This window comes from Prosthecobacter sp. (assembly GCF_044222345.1).
In the GTDB taxonomy this organism is placed as follows: Bacteria; Verrucomicrobiota; Verrucomicrobiia; order Verrucomicrobiales; family Verrucomicrobiaceae; genus Prosthecobacter.
In genome coordinates this window covers 94012-110613 of record NZ_JBGANL010000006.1, presented here as the reverse complement: position 1 = coordinate 110613, position 16602 = coordinate 94012, and the positions used below count along the sequence as shown (strand labels likewise).

Here is a 16602-nt window from a genome sequence, read left to right as displayed (position 1 = left end):
GGTCAGGGTTGGGGAAGGGGAGTGGCGAGTGGATGCGGCACCGTGGCTGCGGGAACTGCGGAGGCTGAATTTAACAAAGCGGCGAATTTTTGCAGGACGCTTTCGATGGAGAACTGCTGCTCAATGCGGGTGCGTGCGGCGGGATCCTGCATGATACCAGAATCGAGCATTTCAATGCAGGCTTGTGCAAGTGCTGCAGGATCGCCCGGCGGCACCAGGTGGCCGGAATCTCCTGTGACCCAGCGGGTGTCGCCGATGTCAGTAGCAACGACGGGAACGGCGCAGGCCATGGCTTCGCCGACGACGTTGGGGAAGCCTTCACCAAAGGCGGAGGACGACACGGCGATGTTGAGCGAGGCGGTGAGCTCGGGCAGATCGTGGCGCTCGCCGAGGATCTGGATGTTTGCCGGGACGTCCAGTGTTTCGGTGTCTGCACCGACGATGATGAACTGGGTGTCTGGCCGCTGCTGGCTGATGAGTTTCGCTGCGGCGATGAAGGTGGCGTAATCCTTCATGGGAGCGTTGCGGCCAAAGCGCCCGATGCGTCCGGGGACGGGCTTGCCGGGCTGCCATTTGGCGAGGTCAAAGCCGTTCGGGATGAGTTGTGTCTTGCTGGCGCGGAAGCCGATGGCTTCGTGCTGCCGGGCGCCCGTCTGCGTATTGTAGGTGATGCGCTGCGGCAGCCAGGCCAGTTTGGCGAGGGCGCGGATGACGAGTGCGGAGCCGCGCTTTTCGTGCTTCAGATCGTAGAGGCTCTGGCGCACGTTCCAGATGATGGGCACGCGTTTGAAACGCATGAAACGTGCGAGCACGGCGGCGAAGCAGCCATGGTACATCCAGCCCATGAGCACATCCGCGCGGGTCTGCCGGACCACTTTGAACAAGCGCCAGAGGGAGCTCAGCGTGGGCTTGCCAGCGGGCATGTCGAGGCTGTGGACTTCGATGCCGGCCTCGCGCAAAGCGGTGGCGTGCTTGCCGCCTGCGGTGAGGGAGATGACGACATGCTGGAACTGCGGCAGGCCACGGATGAGCTGGACCAGCATCATTTCCGCGCCACCGCTGCCGAGGCCGGTGGTGAGCCAGAGCACTTTTTTGGAAAGCAGGCGGCTGGTGCGCTCGATGAGCCTGGCCACGCTGAATTCATCCACGATGCGCTGGCGTGGGTTGTGCGGGTGGAAGGAGAGCATGCACTGGGCGAGTGCGGCGTGATCTCCCACGGGGAAGATTTGCGTTTTGTCGCCGATGATCCAGGCGCTGTCGCCCACGTTGCTGGCGATGCAGGGCACGCCGCAGGCCATGGCCTCGCCGATGACATTGGAGAAGCCTTCGCCAAAGGCACTGGAATTCACCAGGCAGTCGAACTTCGCATAGACGGCGGGCATGTCATTCTGCGCGGACAGCCAGGTCAGACGATCGTTAAGTCCGAGGCGGGTGGCGAGGTCACGCATCTGCTGCTCGTAGGCGGCATCACCGGAGCCGACGATGATGAACCTGGCATGTGGATCCAGCGCGGCCGCATGGAGGAAGGTGGCGATGTCCTTCATCGGATTCATGCGCCCGACAAGGCCGAAGGTGAGCTCCTTGTTCGGCGTGCGCTGCTGCGGCTTGAAGCGTTCGGTGTCGATGCCGTTGGGAATGACGTGCATCCTTTTGAGCGGATAACCACGGTCGGCGTAGTAGTCGCGTCCGGCCTGCGAGTTGCAGAGGATGAGATCGACGAAGCGTGCGAGGAGGCAGTTCAGGCGGAAGCTGGCCTTGCTGAGCATGCCCCAGAGATGCGCGTCGGATTGGGAATCACGCACGCCCCAGACGATGCGCGGGAAGCCGCAGAAGGGCTTCAGAAACAGAGCCATGAGATTGGACTCCGCAAGGTAGCCATGGAGCACCTCGGGGCGGAGGCTGCGTGCTGCTTTGATGAGACGGATGAAAAAGCCGGCGAGATCCCAGCGGCTCTTTTTGCCAATGCAGATGGTCTGCACTCCGGCGGCTTCGAGTTTCGCACGAAAGGGGCCATCGTAGAAATGCAGCACGCTGACGTCGTGGCCCTCTTTGACAAGACCACCCGCGAGCAGCACGAGCTGGCGCTGGGCGCCGCCGTGGCCTAGATCACGAATGATGAAGGCGATCTTCATGGCTGCGGCAGCGGGGAGTGAGGCGTGGCCTGTGCCTTGGGTGGAGCGGAGAGCACGAGGCGGAAGCGTCCGGTGTATACCAGATTGCAGCACACGGCGGCGGCGAACCAGTAGTGCGGGGATTCCACAAGAATCTGGCTGCAGGGGATGAAGAGCCACAGCGGGACGAGGCAGTAGAAACCACGCATCTTGACCAGGAAACAGCGGATGGTCAGCACCAGCAGTCCGCCGATGTAGAGCAGCACGCCGGGGATGCCTATGTCGATCCAGAGGGAGACGATTTGATTGTGCGGCTTCCAGATGCTGGTGCCCGCGCCGGTGCCATGACCCCACAGAGGTTTTTTACCGACGGCCTCCCAGCCGTCCTGCAGATCCTTGCCGCGTTCGGGGGATTTGATGCGCTCGAAGTCGAGTTCGTAGATGGCCTTGAGACGATCCGTCGTGTCCTTGTTGGTCATGATCCCGACCTTGGTGGAGGACTGGGCCAGAATCGCCACGCCACCGATCGCGAGGGGAACGCTGATGACGACGACAAGCAGCATGCCCATGAAGTGCCTGCGCAAATTCCCGATGATGTAGCAGAGCATCAGGCAGGAGTACACCGCCATGCCGCTGCGGCTGAGAGTGAGGGCGATGGCGGGCGAGACGAAGCCGATGAGCATAACGTTCCACCAGAAGCGGGGATTCAGCGTGAAGATGACCGAGAGCATCAGTGTGATGATGATCGGCGGGTCATTGGGATCGTCCGGAAAGCCGGCCATGCGGCCTGGGATGCGCGTGAAGGCGCGGAAGCCCAGCCATTCGTAGTACACGCAGCCTGCAGAGAGTACGGCCGTGCAAACGGCGGCCCACATGGCCACGCGACGCCAGGGCTCTGTGGAAAGCAGCAGCACGGTGGTGAAGGTCACGAGGAAATTGGAAAGCAGGGACATCACGACGATGCTGTGATCTCCCAATGCCGTGATGGTGAAGCGTTGAAGAAAGGCGGCATCCAGCACGCGCAGCAGCGGCACGATGAGCATCAAAAAAGCGGGTGGGCAGATGCTGGGCTTGTTCAGCAGTGACATCACTCCGGCGGCGGCGAGCGTGAGCAGGGTGTAGTCGCGCGGTTTGAAGGGGATGACACCCGCGCCATCCGCCCAGTAGAGGGCTTTGGTCATGGATGGCACCAGCAGCGCGAGCGCGGCGAGGAGGAGCAGCTTCACCAAGCGCTCGTGGCGTTTCGCGGCGGCCTGCATGAAGGGCGGCATCATGGGGGCGGCGGGCGCGGCGTTCATGCGGCCTCCTTTCGGCGGATCACCAGCAGGCAGGTGGCGCAGGTGGCGAAGGCGCAGATGCAGTGCACGATGGTGGTGGAGAGCGCGATGCCCGCAGCCCCGAGGTGGCGCATGAAGAGCCAGTTGAGCGAAGCATTGAGGAAGAGAGCGCTGAAGGCGATAGCGAGCATGTAGCGCGATGCCTGCAGAGAGATGACGATACGTGCGGCCACGGTGCCGAGAATGTAGAAGGGAATCTGGAAGGCCGCGTAGCGAAGCACCTCGGCCACACGCTGAGTGTCCTGCGGCCCGAAGGCTCCGCGTTCAAACAGGATGCGGACGATCCAGGGGGCAAAGAAGCACAAGACCAGCGTCATGGGCAGCGAGGCGCTGAAGATGATCCCGGCACTGGTGAAGAGCCGCTTGCGCAGACCGTTCCAATCGCGCTGTGCCACGAGCTCGGCGAAGTGGGGGAAGAGCACATCTGAGGCAGGCCCGGCGGTGACGGCGAGTACGATAGCGCACACTTTTTCCGAATACCCTAGCACGGCCACGGAGCCGGCTGCGAGCCATGCGGCCATCGTTTGATCGACGACTGCCGCACTGCCAAAGGCGACGCCGCCGATGAGGAAAGGAAGAGCATTGCGCAGCACCACGCGCAGTCCCGGCTCCCGGTGGCGCAGCGAGCAGCGCCACCAGCTCAGGCGGCGCGGCAGACGGCGGAGGATGGCCACCAGCAGCACCGAAAGATGCGCCACCGCGCCCCAGACCGTGCCGGAAACGAGCGTCCAGGCATTCACCTGTTTTCCAGCGAGCAGCAGTGCGATGACGATGCCGAGGGGGACGAGCATCGGTGCGGAGGCCGCCAGCAGAAAGGTCTTCCCGGCCCGCAGCCACGCGCCGAGGTGCTGGGCCACGCCAAAGCAGAGGAGGAAGGGCAGCAATCCGCGCAGCAGGCTCACGGCGAGCGCCTGTTTGGCCGGCTCAAAGCCTTTCGTCGTCCATGCGACCACCGAGGGGGCCGCCAGGGCCAGCAGGCCGCCGCAGATCAGCAGGGCGGTGAAATGCGATGCGACACTCTGAATCCCCAGGCGATAGGCCCGGCGCAGGCCTCGGCGCTCGCGCAGTTCGGCGTAGGCGGGCACGAAGGATTCGGGAATGCCGCCGCCGAGCACCGAGCCGATGAAGGTGTAAAAGCCGAAGACGAGCATGAAGGCATCCAGCTCGCCTGCGGTGCCGAGCTTGTTTGCGACGAGGGCGTCCTTGGCGAAGGCGACGATCTTGCCGACCATCGTGAGCAGGGCCACCAGCAGAAAGCCTGAGACCATGGCCGACCCGGCCCCGCGTGCGAGCAAGGCACGAAGGGGGGCTGGCAGGGCGAGACGAATTGCAGGCATTCCACTAAACTATAAACACCATAAAACGATTGAGCAAACTTGAGGTCGGGATATTTAGGGGGGATTCAGGTGGCAGATGAGTGCTTTTTTCCCCGGTCTCTTGCAGGGGGTAAAGCGCGGTTTAAAGGCCGTAGGCGCGTCGGAATGAGATGTAGGCGGGTGGGGAAAGGTCCGTGGCAGGCGGGGCTGTGAGGCGAGCTTCGCTATGCAGCCGCGCATCGCAGGCTCTCCAAAGAAGTCCCTCTCGAAATAAGTGGGTGCCGCGTTCCCGTCTATCGACCACGACAAGGACGGCGGACCTTTTGCGCAGTCCAACACGCAAAGCGCCGGCGGTGCCGAGGTTTTAAAACCTGCCAACGGGGCGGAGAAGATCTGCCTGGCAAACCCCGCTGGTATTTCCCGTCGGGGGTTGGTATTGGTATCTATGATGCCGTTTTGATGCCGGTTGATACTTGATACCACTTCGTGGCAGCGAGCTTGGTGGGGAGCGGCTTGTCCTCAAGCCGCCGCCGAGCGTCTCCATGTGCCGCTTTCCGGAAATCCATTTTGGAAAACGCCATATATCTTTAGCGCTTTAGATGGGGGGCAGGATGATCCCCCCCTCCGCTGGCATTCGCGACTGGTCTCAGAGCTTCGGTTCCAGCTTTTCGCGGTCTCCGGCGGCCAGGGTCAGGCACACGATTCCCTGGCCGAGCAGCGGGTAGTTTTGGGAGCCAGCCAGGCCGGAGGGCGGCCTGGCCGGGAAGGAAGGGCTCAAAGAGGTGTCGAACACGAGGGACCAGAGATTGTCCGCGCCTCCGGGGAGGGTGAAAGGCTGCGGCTCGGCGCTGTTGTTGAAGAGGAGCAGCAGCGGGCTGGAGAAATCACTCATGGCGCCCATCAATGCGCCAAAGCAGCGGCGGGTCTCCTGATGCCATTCCTCATGGCGCAGCAGGGTTCCATCGCATTCCAGCCAGAGGACATCGCGCAGGCTGGTGGCGGGATTGACTTTGCCATCGAAATAGCTGCTGCGGCGAAACACTTCATGGCTGCGGCGGAAGGCGGTCATCTGCCGGGTGAAGGCGAGCATTTCTTCGTCGCAGTCGTGCCAGTCGATCCAGCTGATGTCGCTGTCCTGGCAATAGGCGTTGTTGTTGCCGCGCTGGGTGCGGCCGCGTTCGTCGCCAGCCGTGATGAAGGGGACACCGAGGGAGCACATCATCGTGGCGATGAGGCCGCGGCGCAGGCGTGCGCGAGTTTGCAGCACCTTGGGATCGGTGGTGGGGCCTTCCACGCCGCAGTTGGTGCTGTGGTTGCTGCTGTCGCCGTCACGATTGTCCTCGTTGTTGGCTTCGTTGTGCTTTTCCGCGTAGCTGACGAGGTCCAGCAGCGTGAAGCCATCGTGCGAGGTGAGGAAATTGATGCTGGCCAGGGGCGGGCGCTGGTTCCAGCCGAAGACGTCCTGGCTGCCGCAGAAACGCTTGGCGAACTCGGCGGTGCAGCCGGAGTCCCCGCGCCACCAGCTGCGCACGGTGTCGCGGTATTTGCCGTTGAGCTCGCGCCAGGGTTCGGGGAAATTGCCCACCTGATAGCTATCCATGCGGGAGATGTCCCAGGCTTCGGCGATGAGCTTGACGCGAGAGAGCACGGGGTCCTGCGCCACGGCGCTGAGGAAGGGGGACTGGCGGTTGAACCCGTCCTTTTCATCCCGGGCCACGGTCACGGCCAGGTCAAAACGGAAGCCATCGACGTGCATCTCCGTGACCCAGTAGCGCAGGCTGTCCAGGATGAGGCGCAGGGCGGGCAGGCTGGCGGAATCGACCGAATTGCCACAGCCGGTGACGTTGACATAGTCCGCGCCGTGCTCGCCAAACTGATGCCGGTAGTAGCTGTGATCGTCGAGTCCGCGAAACATCAGGGAGGGGCCGTGCTCATTGCCTTCGGCGGTGTGATTGTACACGACATCCAGGATGACCTCGATGCCGGCGGCATGCAGGGCCTTGACCATGGCCTTGAACTCACGCACCTGCTCCTGCGGATCAGCGGAGGCGGCATAGGTGTTGTGCGGGGCGAAGAAGCCGATGGTGTTGTAGCCCCAGTAGTTGGTGAGATCGCGGCCCAGCAGAAAGCCGTCGTTCAGATGCTGATGCACCGGCAGAAGCTGCACGCTGGTGATGCCGAGATCCCGCAGGTAGGAGGTGACGGCGGGATGCGCGAGACCAGCGTAGGTGCCGCGCAGCATGGCCGGCACGTCCGGGTGCGTTTGGGTGAAGCCTTTCACATGTAGCTCACAGATCACGGTGTCGTGCCAGGGCACACGGGGTTTGGCATCGCCCGTCCAGTCGAAGGATTCGTCGATCACCACGCTTTTCAGAGCGTGCGCCGCGTTGTCGATGCAGCCAAGGGAGTGCCGTGGATCGGGCCGAGTGCGCATGTGCTCGGCCTCGTCCGGAGTGCCATGGATGGCACGGGCGTAGGGGTCCAGCATGAGTTTCTTGGCATTGAAGCGCATCGCGTTTTGAGGCAGCCAGGGGCCGTGGGCGCGGTAGCCGTACAGCGTGCCCGCTTTGACGCCGTGCACGGTGGCATGCCACAGATCGCACTCGGTGCGCTGCATGCGCACCCGGGCGGTCTCCCGGGTGGGCTCCTTGGGATCGTAGAGGCAGAGATCCAGGGCCACGGCATGGCGGGAGTGCACCACGAAGCGGGTGCTTTCACGCAGCAGCGTGACGCCCGGGGTCAGCGGCTCACCATTGATCTCGAATGAAACAGGGAATGAGGAGGCTGGGGCGGCCGCACGGGCGGGGGGCGTGGCCGTCCGGGCAAATTTGCGTTTCAAGCTTGTGAGCAAAGGTTGCATGAGACTCACAACGCACAACGTTTGCCATGCCGCCATGATTTATCGCCACTTTCTTGTCCTTTTTCTTGTTCTTTGCTCCTCATGGGCCCATGCCCTCAAACCGGCAGACCCGGCACGGTTTGAAAAGGCCATCCAGGCTTTTGAAGCGGAGGATGCCGCTAAAGCGCCGCCGAAGGATGTGACGGTGTTTGTCGGGGCTTCGAACATCCGCCGCTGGCAGTCGCTGCCGGAGAGGTTCAAGAAAACGCCGCTGCTCAATCGCGGCTTTGGCGGTTCGCAGCTCAGTGATGTGGCGTTCTTCGCAGACCGCTGTGTCATCAAATACCAGCCGAAGCAGGTTTACCTCAATGCCGGTGGCAATGACCTGCATGCGGGAAAGACGCCGGAGGAGGTGCTGGCGGCATTTGAGGACTTCGTGACGAAGGTGCGCACCACGCTGCCAAAGACTGCGATTTCCTTCATCTCCATTCCGCCTTCGCCCTCCCGCTGGAGCGAGGTGGGGCAGGTCAGGCAGGCGAATGCGCTCATTGCCGCGTCCTGCGAAAAGAAGGGCGTGGTTTTCATTGATGTGTTCTCTTTAATGCTCGGTGCGGACGGCCAGCCCCGGCCTGAGCTTTATGTGGAGGACAAGCTCCACTTTAGCGAAGCCGGGTATGATGTCGTGACCTCCGCCATTCGCTGGCAGGAGGACATTCTGGCCTTTGCGAAGAGGGATGCGGAAAAGGCACCGCCAGAGAATCCGATCGTGTTCACGGGCAGCTCCAGCATTGTGAAGTGGAAGACGCTGGCGGAGGATTTTCCCGGGCTGCCGGTGATGAACCGCGGCTTTGGCGGCTCCGAGGTGTTTGATTCCTTCAACTATGCGCATCTGACCGTGATCAAGTACAAGCCACGGCAGGTGGTGATGTATGCCGGTGGCAACGACATCAATGCCGGTAAAACCCCGCAGCGGGTGTTTACGGATTTCAAAGCCTTCGTGGCCAAGGTGCACGCCGCGCTGCCGGAGTGCCGCATCTGCTACATTTCGAACGCGCCGAATCCGAAGCGCTGGAGCATGATCGACAAGATGATCGAGGCCAGCCGTCTGGTGGAGGAGTACACGAAGACCGACAAGCGGCTGCAGTTCATCAATGTGTATCCACACATGCTGGGACCTGATGGCAAACCGAAACCGGACATCTTTGTGCAGGACCAGCTGCATATGAATGCCAACGGGTATGTGATCTGGAAGGCCGTGGTGGGGCCATATTTGAAGTAGCGGGGGGCAGGAATGGCGCTTCAAAAATCAACAATCCTTGTTCAGCAATCGTCAATCCCGCACGGATGTGTCATTGCAGAGCCGGAGGATTGACGATTGTCGAGCAATCGATTTTTGATTGTCGAGGTTCCAAGCTCTACACCAGCCCCTCCTTCACGGCCTTGGCAATCGCGCTGCCACGGCTGCGCACCTGGAGCTTCACGTACACGCTACGGATGTACTCGTCCGCCGTGTAGTAGCCGATGCCGAGTTGGGCGGCGGCGTCTTTGATGGTGCTGCCGCTGACGAGGAGCTTCAAAATGTCCAGCTCACGCGGGGTGAGGCCGTAGTCCTTCTGTGGCACATTGGCTTTCGAAAACATCTCCAGCACGCGGCGTGCGATGTGGGGATTGATGGGGGAGCCGCCCGCGGCCGCGCTGCGGATGGCGGCGGCGATGTCCTCGGTGTTGGAGGTTTTTAAAAGATACCCGGCGGCACCGGCGCAGATGGCGCGGAAGATTTTGTCGTCCTCTTCAAACACGGTGAGGATCACGATGGCGGCATTTGGAGCGAGCTGGCGCAGGCGTGTGATGCCGTCGATGCCGTTCATGCCCGGCAGGCCGACATCCAGCAGGAGCACCTGCGGCGCAGGCTCCGTGGCGAGCGCGGCAAAGGCGTCCTCGCAGGCGGTGAAGCGCTGCGTGCAGGCGATGCCATTGAGACGGTTCAAGGCGCGGGCGAGACGCTCGCCGTAGGTCTTGTGATCTTCGATGATCCAGAGGTGGATGGGGTCAGGCATGAAGCGGCAGGGTGAGGGTTAAAACGGTGCCTTGGGGCGATGAAGTGATTTCGGCGCGGCCTTGGTGCTTGGCGGCACGGCGGTGCAGGTTGGTGAGGCCCATGCCGGTGGGTTTGGCGGTAGTGTCGAAGCCGTGGCCGTTGTCGCGGAGGGTGAGGATGATGTCGTTGTGCGTCTGCTTGAGCGTGATATGCACCTCGGTGGCGGCGGCATGACGGGTGATGTTGTGGAGGGCTTCCTTGAACATCAGCATGAGGTCGCGCTGGCGGTCCACGGAGAGGCGGCGGGTCTGGGCATGGTCATCGAGATCAAGGGTGTGCTGGATGCCGCGCAGCATGCGGTCGGCGGTTTCGCGCAGGAGGGTGGGCAGGTCGTCCGTGCCGTAGCGCTCGCTCTGCATGAGGCGTGTGATGTCGCGCATGGCGTCCACGGTTTCTGCGGCGATGTCTTTGATGTCGGTGAGGTCTTCACGTGACTGGGGGCTTTGGCCGCTCTCTGCGAGAAGATCCTGAGCGATGAGGGCGATGCTGCCGAGGCTGCTGCCGATCTCGTCATGCAGATCCTGCGCGATGCGCTCGCGCAGGCGTTCAAGTTCCTCGCGCCGGATGCGGCGCTGACGCTGCAGCCAGAGGAGCAGCATGATGACGCCTGCCACCGCCACGCCGATGAGCAGCATCAGGGCATTCTTTTGCCACTGCTGCGTTAGGGTTTCCCGCTTCTTCTCAATGACTCCGAGCTGATGCTCCACCTCGCGCCGCTGGGAGAGAGCCGCCAGCCAGCCGGGCCAGTCCACGATGTCCGCACCGCTGGCAAAGCCATCCACCAGCGCGGCGCGTGACCAGCCGTTTTGTTCGGTGGAATTGGGGGAGTTCACATCGCAGCCTGTGGCGATGTTTTTGCCTTCGGACCAGATCTGCATCTCCGCCATGGAGAGCACGACGGAGCCGTTGCTCACATGGGGATCGAGCACCTGCAAACGCACAAACCGTGCACGGTGCGCGCCGACGAGCGTGACCACATTGTCTCCTGGAAGCGCCACATAGCTGCCGGACTGGGGCGTGGACAGGAGGCGAGGCTCTTCGTTGTCCTCCTCCCGCAGCTCCACATTGTACTGCACTGGAAAGCCGTAGCCGTGGCTGTGCGCAAACTGCGGCGGATGCGCGGGAAAGAAGCGGATCTCATCGATGGGTCTGACGGTGCCGAGATCAATCTCCACCCATGGGTTGTCGTAGGGACGGCCTTCGCTGGTGGGCACGCTGCGAAAGCCCAGCGTGGGGCTGCGGCGTGTGCCCAGCGGCGGGCCGAGCACAGTGTGGCCGTCCACCAGATTGATGCGGCCCCAGTCGGGGCGGGTGCCCTGGCTGCTGCTGGCTTTGACGGCATTGGGCCCGATGGCCTCCAGCCGTGCTCCGAGGTTTTCGTTCCCTTGCAGCAGCATCACTTCGCCGAAAGCGCAGAAGCTGCGTTCGCCCGTGGTGCAGAGGCGCGTCGCGGTGATGCGCACCTTTTGCGCCATGCGTCCGCCCGCGGGGATCACCACGGGGAGCAGGCCCGGATTGGGAAAATCGGCGTCGGTGTGGTCGGCGATGATGGTGCGCTCATTGTCCTCGCCTTCATCCAGCAGCTCCACGTAAAAGCGGATGGGAAAGCCATAGCCTTTGCCCACGGTTGCACCATTGGGCGGCGGGGCGATGAGCACCACGGAATCAATCTGCTGCGCCTGCCCGAGATTCAGCTCCACCCATTCGGCCTTGTCCTGGGAGGAGGAGTACTCGCTGTGCCAGCCTAGGCGCTGGGTGAGCTGCACCTCCGGCGCTGCGGGCATGGCGCTGAGTTTTTCCTGCAAAGCCGTGCGTTCTGCAGCCAGCGCACGCATTTCGGGAATCCATGATGTGAGCTCGCCATGGGCCTTCCCGCCCCACAGCATGAGGAGAACGCCAAAGCATGGATGGAGGAGGTGACGCACCGTGCAGGGAGCCTAGCGAGGAGCGGACGGCCGTGCCACCGGCTTCTGTTGCCGCAGGGTCCCCCGAACATTCGGGGGAGGTGCACAAAGCTCTGCGGGGCACCGTTTGAACTCCAGACCGATGACACGCCTCCTGCTTCCTGCGCTGACCGCTGCCACACTGCTGACCTCCCATGCTGCCATGGTGGCTGAATCGCGTGATCTGACCGGCCTCGTGCGCCCCTTCTTTGAGCAGCACTGCAACAGCTGCCACGGTGCCAAGAAGCAGAAGGGGGATCTGCGCGTGGACAATCTCATCGTGGATCTGCAGTCGCCGAAGATCATGGGGCACTGGGAGGAGATCATGAGCCGAATCAACTCCGGTGACATGCCGCCGGAGGATGAAGCCAGGCCGAAGCCGGAGGAGATTTCCAAGGTGGCCGACTGGATCCTGCTGCAACTGCGTGAGGCCGAAACCGTGCGCCAGTCCTCCGCTGGCGAGCGTGTGGCCTTTCGCAAGCTGACGCGTGACGAGTATGGCAATACGGTGCGCGATCTGCTGGGCGTGAACTTTGACGTGAAGGCTCCGAGCGGGCTGCCGGAGGACCCGGATTGGAAAGGCTTTGAACGCATCGGCTCCGTGCTGACGCTTTCGCCTGCGCACATCGAGAAATATTTGTCCGCTGCGGATGCGATTCTGGATGAAGCATTGTCTTTGCGCCCGGAGCCGAAGCGCGAGGTGATCCGCTGGGAGGCCTTCGACATGCGCTGGAAAGGCTTCAAGGAGGAGTACCAAGCACGTGGAATCGCCGACAAGGTGCGCATCGAGATCGTGCCGCGCAATTACACCACGGACAGTTGGAACATCGAGATCAAGACCACGGGCGACTACTTGCTGCGGCTGAAGCTCAGCGGCCTTCGCCCCGCAGGCGGTCGAGCGCCGCGACTGAAGGTGTACCTGTCGAGCATCAACACCACGTTGATCGAGCAGGACATCGATGCACCGGAAGACAAGCCGATCACTGTGGAGGCGCGCGTGCATCTGGTGGCGGGCAAGTATCCGGTGCGCATCATCAACTCCGTGCCGGGGCCGAATCCCGAAGGGCGGCGCTCGCGCCACAGCGGCACGCCGAATGCCTTTACCAACACACGCAGCCGTGTGCCGTGGCAGCTCAAGCTCACGGACGATGACTTCAAGCCGATCCAGCCGACACTGATCGTGGATACCGTGGAGTGGGACGGGCCCATCGTGGACTCCTGGCCGACGCAGGCGCATCAGAAGATCTATGTGAGCCAGGACGCTCGTGAAATCCTGACGAAGTTTGCCACACGTGCGTGGCGCAGGCCGGTGCAGGCGAAGGAGATCGAGCGGTTGATGAAGCCGGTGGAGAAGTCGCTGGAACTGGGCGATTCGTTTGAGGTGGCGGTGAAGAACGGTCTCATCGGTGTGCTGTGCGCGAAGAGCTTTCTTTATCTGGAAGAGGGCGATGCGGCGAAGGCTGCGCCGACGCTCAACGACTACGAGCTCGCCTCGCGCCTGTCTTACTTCCTGTGGAGCTCGATGCCGGATGAGCATCTGCTGGATCTTGCCAAGAAGGGGAGTTTGCACGATGCGAAAACCCTGCGTGCCGAAGTGCAGCGCATGCTGCGCGATCCCAAGTCGCAGGAGTTTGCCGACAGCTTCCCGCGCCAGTGGCTGCAGCTGCGCAAGGTGGGCATGTTCCCGCCGGACAAGGAGCTGTATCCCGACTACGACGAGAACCTGGAGCAGAGCATGGTGGCGGAGACGCTGGGATTCTTTAACGAGGTGCTGAAGCGCAACGGCAGCCTGCGCGAGTTTCTCGACTCCGACTGGACGATGATCAATGAGCGCCTGGCCATGCACTACGGCATCGAAGGCGTTCGTGGGGATCGACTGCAGCGCGTGGTGCTGAAGCCGGAGGATCACCGCGGTGGATTGCTCACTCAGGCTTCCGTGTTGAGTCTTACTTCCGACGGCACGCGGCATCGCCCGGTGCATCGCGGTGTGTGGATGCTGGAGTCCATCATCGGCAGGCCGCCACCGCCGCCACCCGCCAACGTGCCTGCGCTGAGCACGCCGGATGCGAAGGCGAAGAAGACCACCGTGCGCGAAAAGCTGGAGCTGCACCGCTCCGACCCGAACTGCACCGCCTGCCACAACAAGATCGACCCGCTGGGCATCGCCTTTGACAACTACGACGCCATCGGCCGCTGGCGCACGGTGGAGACGATCAAGGACGGCACCGGAGAGAACCCAGCGCTGGACCCCAGCGGCGTGCTGCCGTACGGGCGTGCCTTTGCTGACTCGGGCGCTTTGAAAAAGATCCTGCTCGACGATCAGGATAAATTCGCCGCTGCTCTCACGGACAAGCTGGCCACTTACGCCCTGCGCCGTGGCATGACCTTCTCTGATCGCGAAGAGCTCAAGCGCATCACCGAATCATCCAAGGCCGATGGCTACAAGCTGGCCTCACTCATTGAATCTCTCGTCACCAGTCCGCTGTTTTTGAAACGTTAACCTAAATCGCCATGAGCAACATCCAATCCCAACGCTGGCTCCTTAACCGCCGTCATTTCCTGCGCGGCCTCGGCACCACCATGGCGCTGCCCTTGCTGGATGCCATGGTGCCTTTGCGCGCCAGTGCTGCTGCCACGGCGAAGCCGCGCCGTAGTGTGTTTGTATACATTCCCAATGGCGTGAATGGCATGACCTGGCAGTGCACGAAGGCTGGACGTGGCTATGAGCTTTCGCCTTCCTTGAAACCGCTGGCGAAGCATCAGGAAGACTTCACGGTCTTCAGCGGGCTTCATCATCCGAACGGCCTGGGTCAGGCGCATGTGTGTGCGGACACGTGGCTCACGGGGGCGAAGATCGATGCGCAGGGCGGGCGCAAATACGAGAACACCATCTCCTGCGACCAGATGATGGCGGAGGTGGTGGGGCAGCAGACGCGCTTTAATTCGCTGGAGCTTTCCATCTCCACAGGCACCGGGCAGCCTTTCAACTCCAACACGCTGGCCTTCTCACGCGATGGTGTGCCGCTGCCGGCGGATGACAATCCGAAGATCATTTTTAACCGCCTGTTTGGCGAGGAAGCGGGGGGCATTGGAGCGCAGCGAGCGCGCCTCACCAAGCGCCGCAGCGTGCTGGATGCCGTGCTCGATGACGCGAAGTCACTGCGGCTGGCGCTCGGCACGGATGACCGCACCAAGCTGGACGAATACATGCACGCCGTGCGTGACGTGGAGCAGCGCACGGAGCGTCTGGATGCCTGGCTCGATATTCCGAAGCCTGTGGTCGAAAAGAATCTGGCGGCACCCTTCCAGCGCGATGTGCCGAAGGCGCAGGCCGGCGAGTACTGGCGCACGATGTTTGATCTTATCGTGCTGGCGCTGCGCACGGACATGACGCGTGTGGTCACCTACATGAACGGCAGCGAAGGCAATGGGCTGGCCATTCCTGAGATCCAGATCACGCAGGCACGGCACAATCTTTCGCATCACAACGGCGATCCGGTGGTGCTGGACCGTCTGGCGAAGAGCGATGCCTTCATCATGCAGCAGTTTGCGCATTTCCTCGATGAACTGCGCGAGGTCAAAGACGGCGACGAACCGCTGCTGGACCGCACGATGGTGCTCTTTGGCAGCGGCATGAGCTACGGCCACAGCCACTGCAACAGCAACCTGCCCATCCTGCTTGCAGGCGGCAAGGGACTCGGGCTCAAGCATGGCCAGCACATCGACTACAACCGGCCGCATCTCAAAGAAGACTACACGCTGAGCTATGACGAGTGGCGCAGCCTGTGCGGCAAGCCCAAGGACGGCAAGGCAAGGCTGAGCAATGTGATGCTGACCATGCTGCAGAAGATGGAGGTGAACACGGAGACCTTCGTGGACAGCCTGGGGCCGGTCAGTGAGATCGTGTGATCAAAAAGCTTTCAACGCATTCAATTCTTTTTCCAACCACTCTTCATGAAACAATCTCTCTCATTCATCTTTCTGCTGTCTTTGTCCGCAGTCGCTCCCGTACTTGCTCTGGACCCCCATGTCGAAGTTGTGACCAAGATCGTGGAGGGCGCCAAGGGCAAGGTCGAAAAGACGGAAGATGGTCAGAGCCTGAAGCTGGTGGATCTGGCGGTGCCAAACACCGGGCCGCATGACCACCGCAAGGAAGACCCGTATGACGCGGCCTTTTTTGAGCATCTGGGGCATATCAGCACGCTGGAGTCGCTGAATATCATCGCCACCAAGTTTAATGATGAGTGGATGCCGCACATTGCGAAGCTGATCAACCTCAAGGTGCTGCGTTTTACCAACAATGGGTCGCTGACGGATGCCGGGATGGCGCAGCTCGCGGGGCTGAAGAATCTGGAATCGTTCTCCTTTGTGGGCACCAAGATCACCGGGCGTGCCTATGCGAAGTTTGAGGGCTTTACCAAGCTCGTCAAAGTGAGCCATCGTGGCAGCAGCATCGACGACGAGGGGCTGAAGGAGCTGTGCGATCATCTGCCGAACCTGGAAAGCATCAGCCTGGCGCATGCCAAGTTTACGGATGCCGGCGCGCCGCATCTGGCGAAGCTGACGAAGCTCAAGGGGCTGGAGCTGGGGGCGCATGCCACTCCTGCGGCACTGAAAAACATCACGGCGCTGCCGCTTGATTACCTGCAACTGGGCGAAGGCTTCGATAAATCGGAGTCGCTGCCGATCATCAAAGAGATCAAGACGCTGAAGCGCCTGACGCTCACGAACTGCAAGACCACCACCGACGATGACCTTAAGGTGCTGGCGACGATGACGCAGCTCGAATCTCTGGAGCTTGGCAGCCCGGCCATGCCCGATGAGCGTCTGCCGCTGCTGCAGGGTTTTGCCTTTCTCAAGGAGCTCAAGTTTATCGACCGTCAGAAGGGCTACCCGGAAGAGACGCAGGCCAAGATTAAGGCGCTGCTGCCGAAGGTGGATGTGAAATTCAAGTGACC

10 protein-coding genes are annotated in these 16602 nt (G+C 62.0%); 4 read left to right on the top strand and 6 right to left on the bottom strand.

What is annotated here, in order from left to right; translation table 11 throughout:
- Positions 1 to 2: 2 nt before the first annotated feature.
- The 4 genes from ACILSL_RS05705 to glgX form a co-directional block, all read right to left on the bottom strand.
- Positions 3 to 2132, bottom strand: coding sequence for a glycosyltransferase (locus ACILSL_RS05705; protein WP_395731034.1), 2130 nt, complete (start codon positions 2130 to 2132; stop codon positions 3 to 5).
- Positions 2129 to 3409 carry an O-antigen ligase family protein gene (locus ACILSL_RS05700; protein ID WP_395731033.1) on the bottom strand — a complete coding sequence of 427 codons (1281 nt, stop codon included), beginning with the start codon at positions 3407 to 3409 and terminating at the stop codon, positions 2129 to 2131. The genes ACILSL_RS05705 and ACILSL_RS05700 overlap by 4 nt, the downstream gene beginning before the upstream one ends.
- Positions 3406 to 4785: a murein biosynthesis integral membrane protein MurJ gene (gene murJ, locus ACILSL_RS05695; protein WP_395731032.1), complete on the bottom strand. Its 1380-nt coding sequence runs from the start codon at positions 4783 to 4785 to the stop codon at positions 3406 to 3408. Before murJ ends, ACILSL_RS05700 begins: the two co-directional genes overlap by 4 nt.
- A gap of 625 nt (positions 4786 to 5410) precedes the next feature.
- Complete coding sequence (glgX, locus tag ACILSL_RS05690) at positions 5411 to 7624, bottom strand: glycogen debranching protein GlgX (protein ID WP_395731031.1); 2214 nt, start codon at positions 7622 to 7624, stop codon at positions 5411 to 5413.
- Between glgX and ACILSL_RS05685 the strand changes: the two genes are divergently transcribed.
- Positions 7623 to 8882, top strand: coding sequence for a GDSL-type esterase/lipase family protein (locus tag ACILSL_RS05685; protein ID WP_395731030.1), 1260 nt, complete (start codon positions 7623 to 7625; stop codon positions 8880 to 8882). The genes glgX and ACILSL_RS05685 overlap by 2 nt on opposite strands.
- 136 nt (positions 8883 to 9018) lie before the next feature.
- Here the strand turns inward: ACILSL_RS05685 and ACILSL_RS05680 are convergent, their stop codons facing one another.
- Together ACILSL_RS05680 and ACILSL_RS05675 are read right to left on the bottom strand one after the other, a co-directional pair.
- Complete coding sequence (locus tag ACILSL_RS05680; protein WP_395731029.1) at positions 9019 to 9660, bottom strand: response regulator; 642 nt, start codon at positions 9658 to 9660, stop codon at positions 9019 to 9021.
- Complete coding sequence (locus tag ACILSL_RS05675; protein ID WP_395731028.1) at positions 9653 to 11626, bottom strand: ATP-binding protein; 1974 nt, start codon at positions 11624 to 11626, stop codon at positions 9653 to 9655. The genes ACILSL_RS05680 and ACILSL_RS05675 overlap by 8 nt, the downstream gene beginning before the upstream one ends.
- Positions 11627 to 11747: 121 nt before the next feature.
- Here ACILSL_RS05675 and ACILSL_RS05670 point away from each other — a divergent pair, with 121 nt between their 5' ends.
- The 3 genes from ACILSL_RS05670 to ACILSL_RS05660 are packed head-to-tail and all read left to right on the top strand — an operon-like array spanning position 11748 to position 16600.
- Complete coding sequence (locus ACILSL_RS05670) at positions 11748 to 14144, top strand: DUF1592 domain-containing protein (protein ID WP_395731027.1); 2397 nt, start codon at positions 11748 to 11750, stop codon at positions 14142 to 14144.
- Between the two features lie 11 nt (positions 14145 to 14155).
- Complete coding sequence (locus ACILSL_RS05665) at positions 14156 to 15553, top strand: DUF1552 domain-containing protein (RefSeq protein WP_395731026.1); 1398 nt, start codon at positions 14156 to 14158, stop codon at positions 15551 to 15553.
- Between the two features lie 45 nt (positions 15554 to 15598).
- The gene (locus tag ACILSL_RS05660; protein WP_395731025.1) at positions 15599 to 16600 is read left to right on the top strand and encodes a leucine-rich repeat domain-containing protein; all 1002 of its coding nucleotides are present in this window, start codon (positions 15599 to 15601) and stop codon (positions 16598 to 16600) included.
- Positions 16601 to 16602: the final 2 nt, after the last annotated feature.

What these genes read in the sequence shown, in the direction of transcription:
- murJ (WP_395731032.1), bottom strand. Translation starts at nt 4,785, where the DNA reads ATGCCTGCAATTCGTCTCGCCCTGCCAGCCCCCCTTCGTGCCTTGCTC.
- glgX (WP_395731031.1), bottom strand. Translation starts at nt 7,624, where the DNA reads ATGCAACCTTTGCTCACAAGCTTGAAACGCAAATTTGCCCGGACGGCC.
- ACILSL_RS05665 (WP_395731026.1), top strand. Translation starts at nt 14,156, where the DNA reads ATGAGCAACATCCAATCCCAACGCTGGCTCCTTAACCGCCGTCATTTC.
- ACILSL_RS05685 (WP_395731030.1), top strand. Translation starts at nt 7,623, where the DNA reads ATGAGACTCACAACGCACAACGTTTGCCATGCCGCCATGATTTATCGC.
- ACILSL_RS05680 (WP_395731029.1), bottom strand. Translation starts at nt 9,660, where the DNA reads ATGCCTGACCCCATCCACCTCTGGATCATCGAAGATCACAAGACCTAC.
- ACILSL_RS05700 (WP_395731033.1), bottom strand. Translation starts at nt 3,409, where the DNA reads ATGAACGCCGCGCCCGCCGCCCCCATGATGCCGCCCTTCATGCAGGCC.
- ACILSL_RS05670 (WP_395731027.1), top strand. Translation starts at nt 11,748, where the DNA reads ATGACACGCCTCCTGCTTCCTGCGCTGACCGCTGCCACACTGCTGACC.
- ACILSL_RS05705 (WP_395731034.1), bottom strand. Translation starts at nt 2,132, where the DNA reads ATGAAGATCGCCTTCATCATTCGTGATCTAGGCCACGGCGGCGCCCAG.
- ACILSL_RS05660 (WP_395731025.1), top strand. Translation starts at nt 15,599, where the DNA reads ATGAAACAATCTCTCTCATTCATCTTTCTGCTGTCTTTGTCCGCAGTC.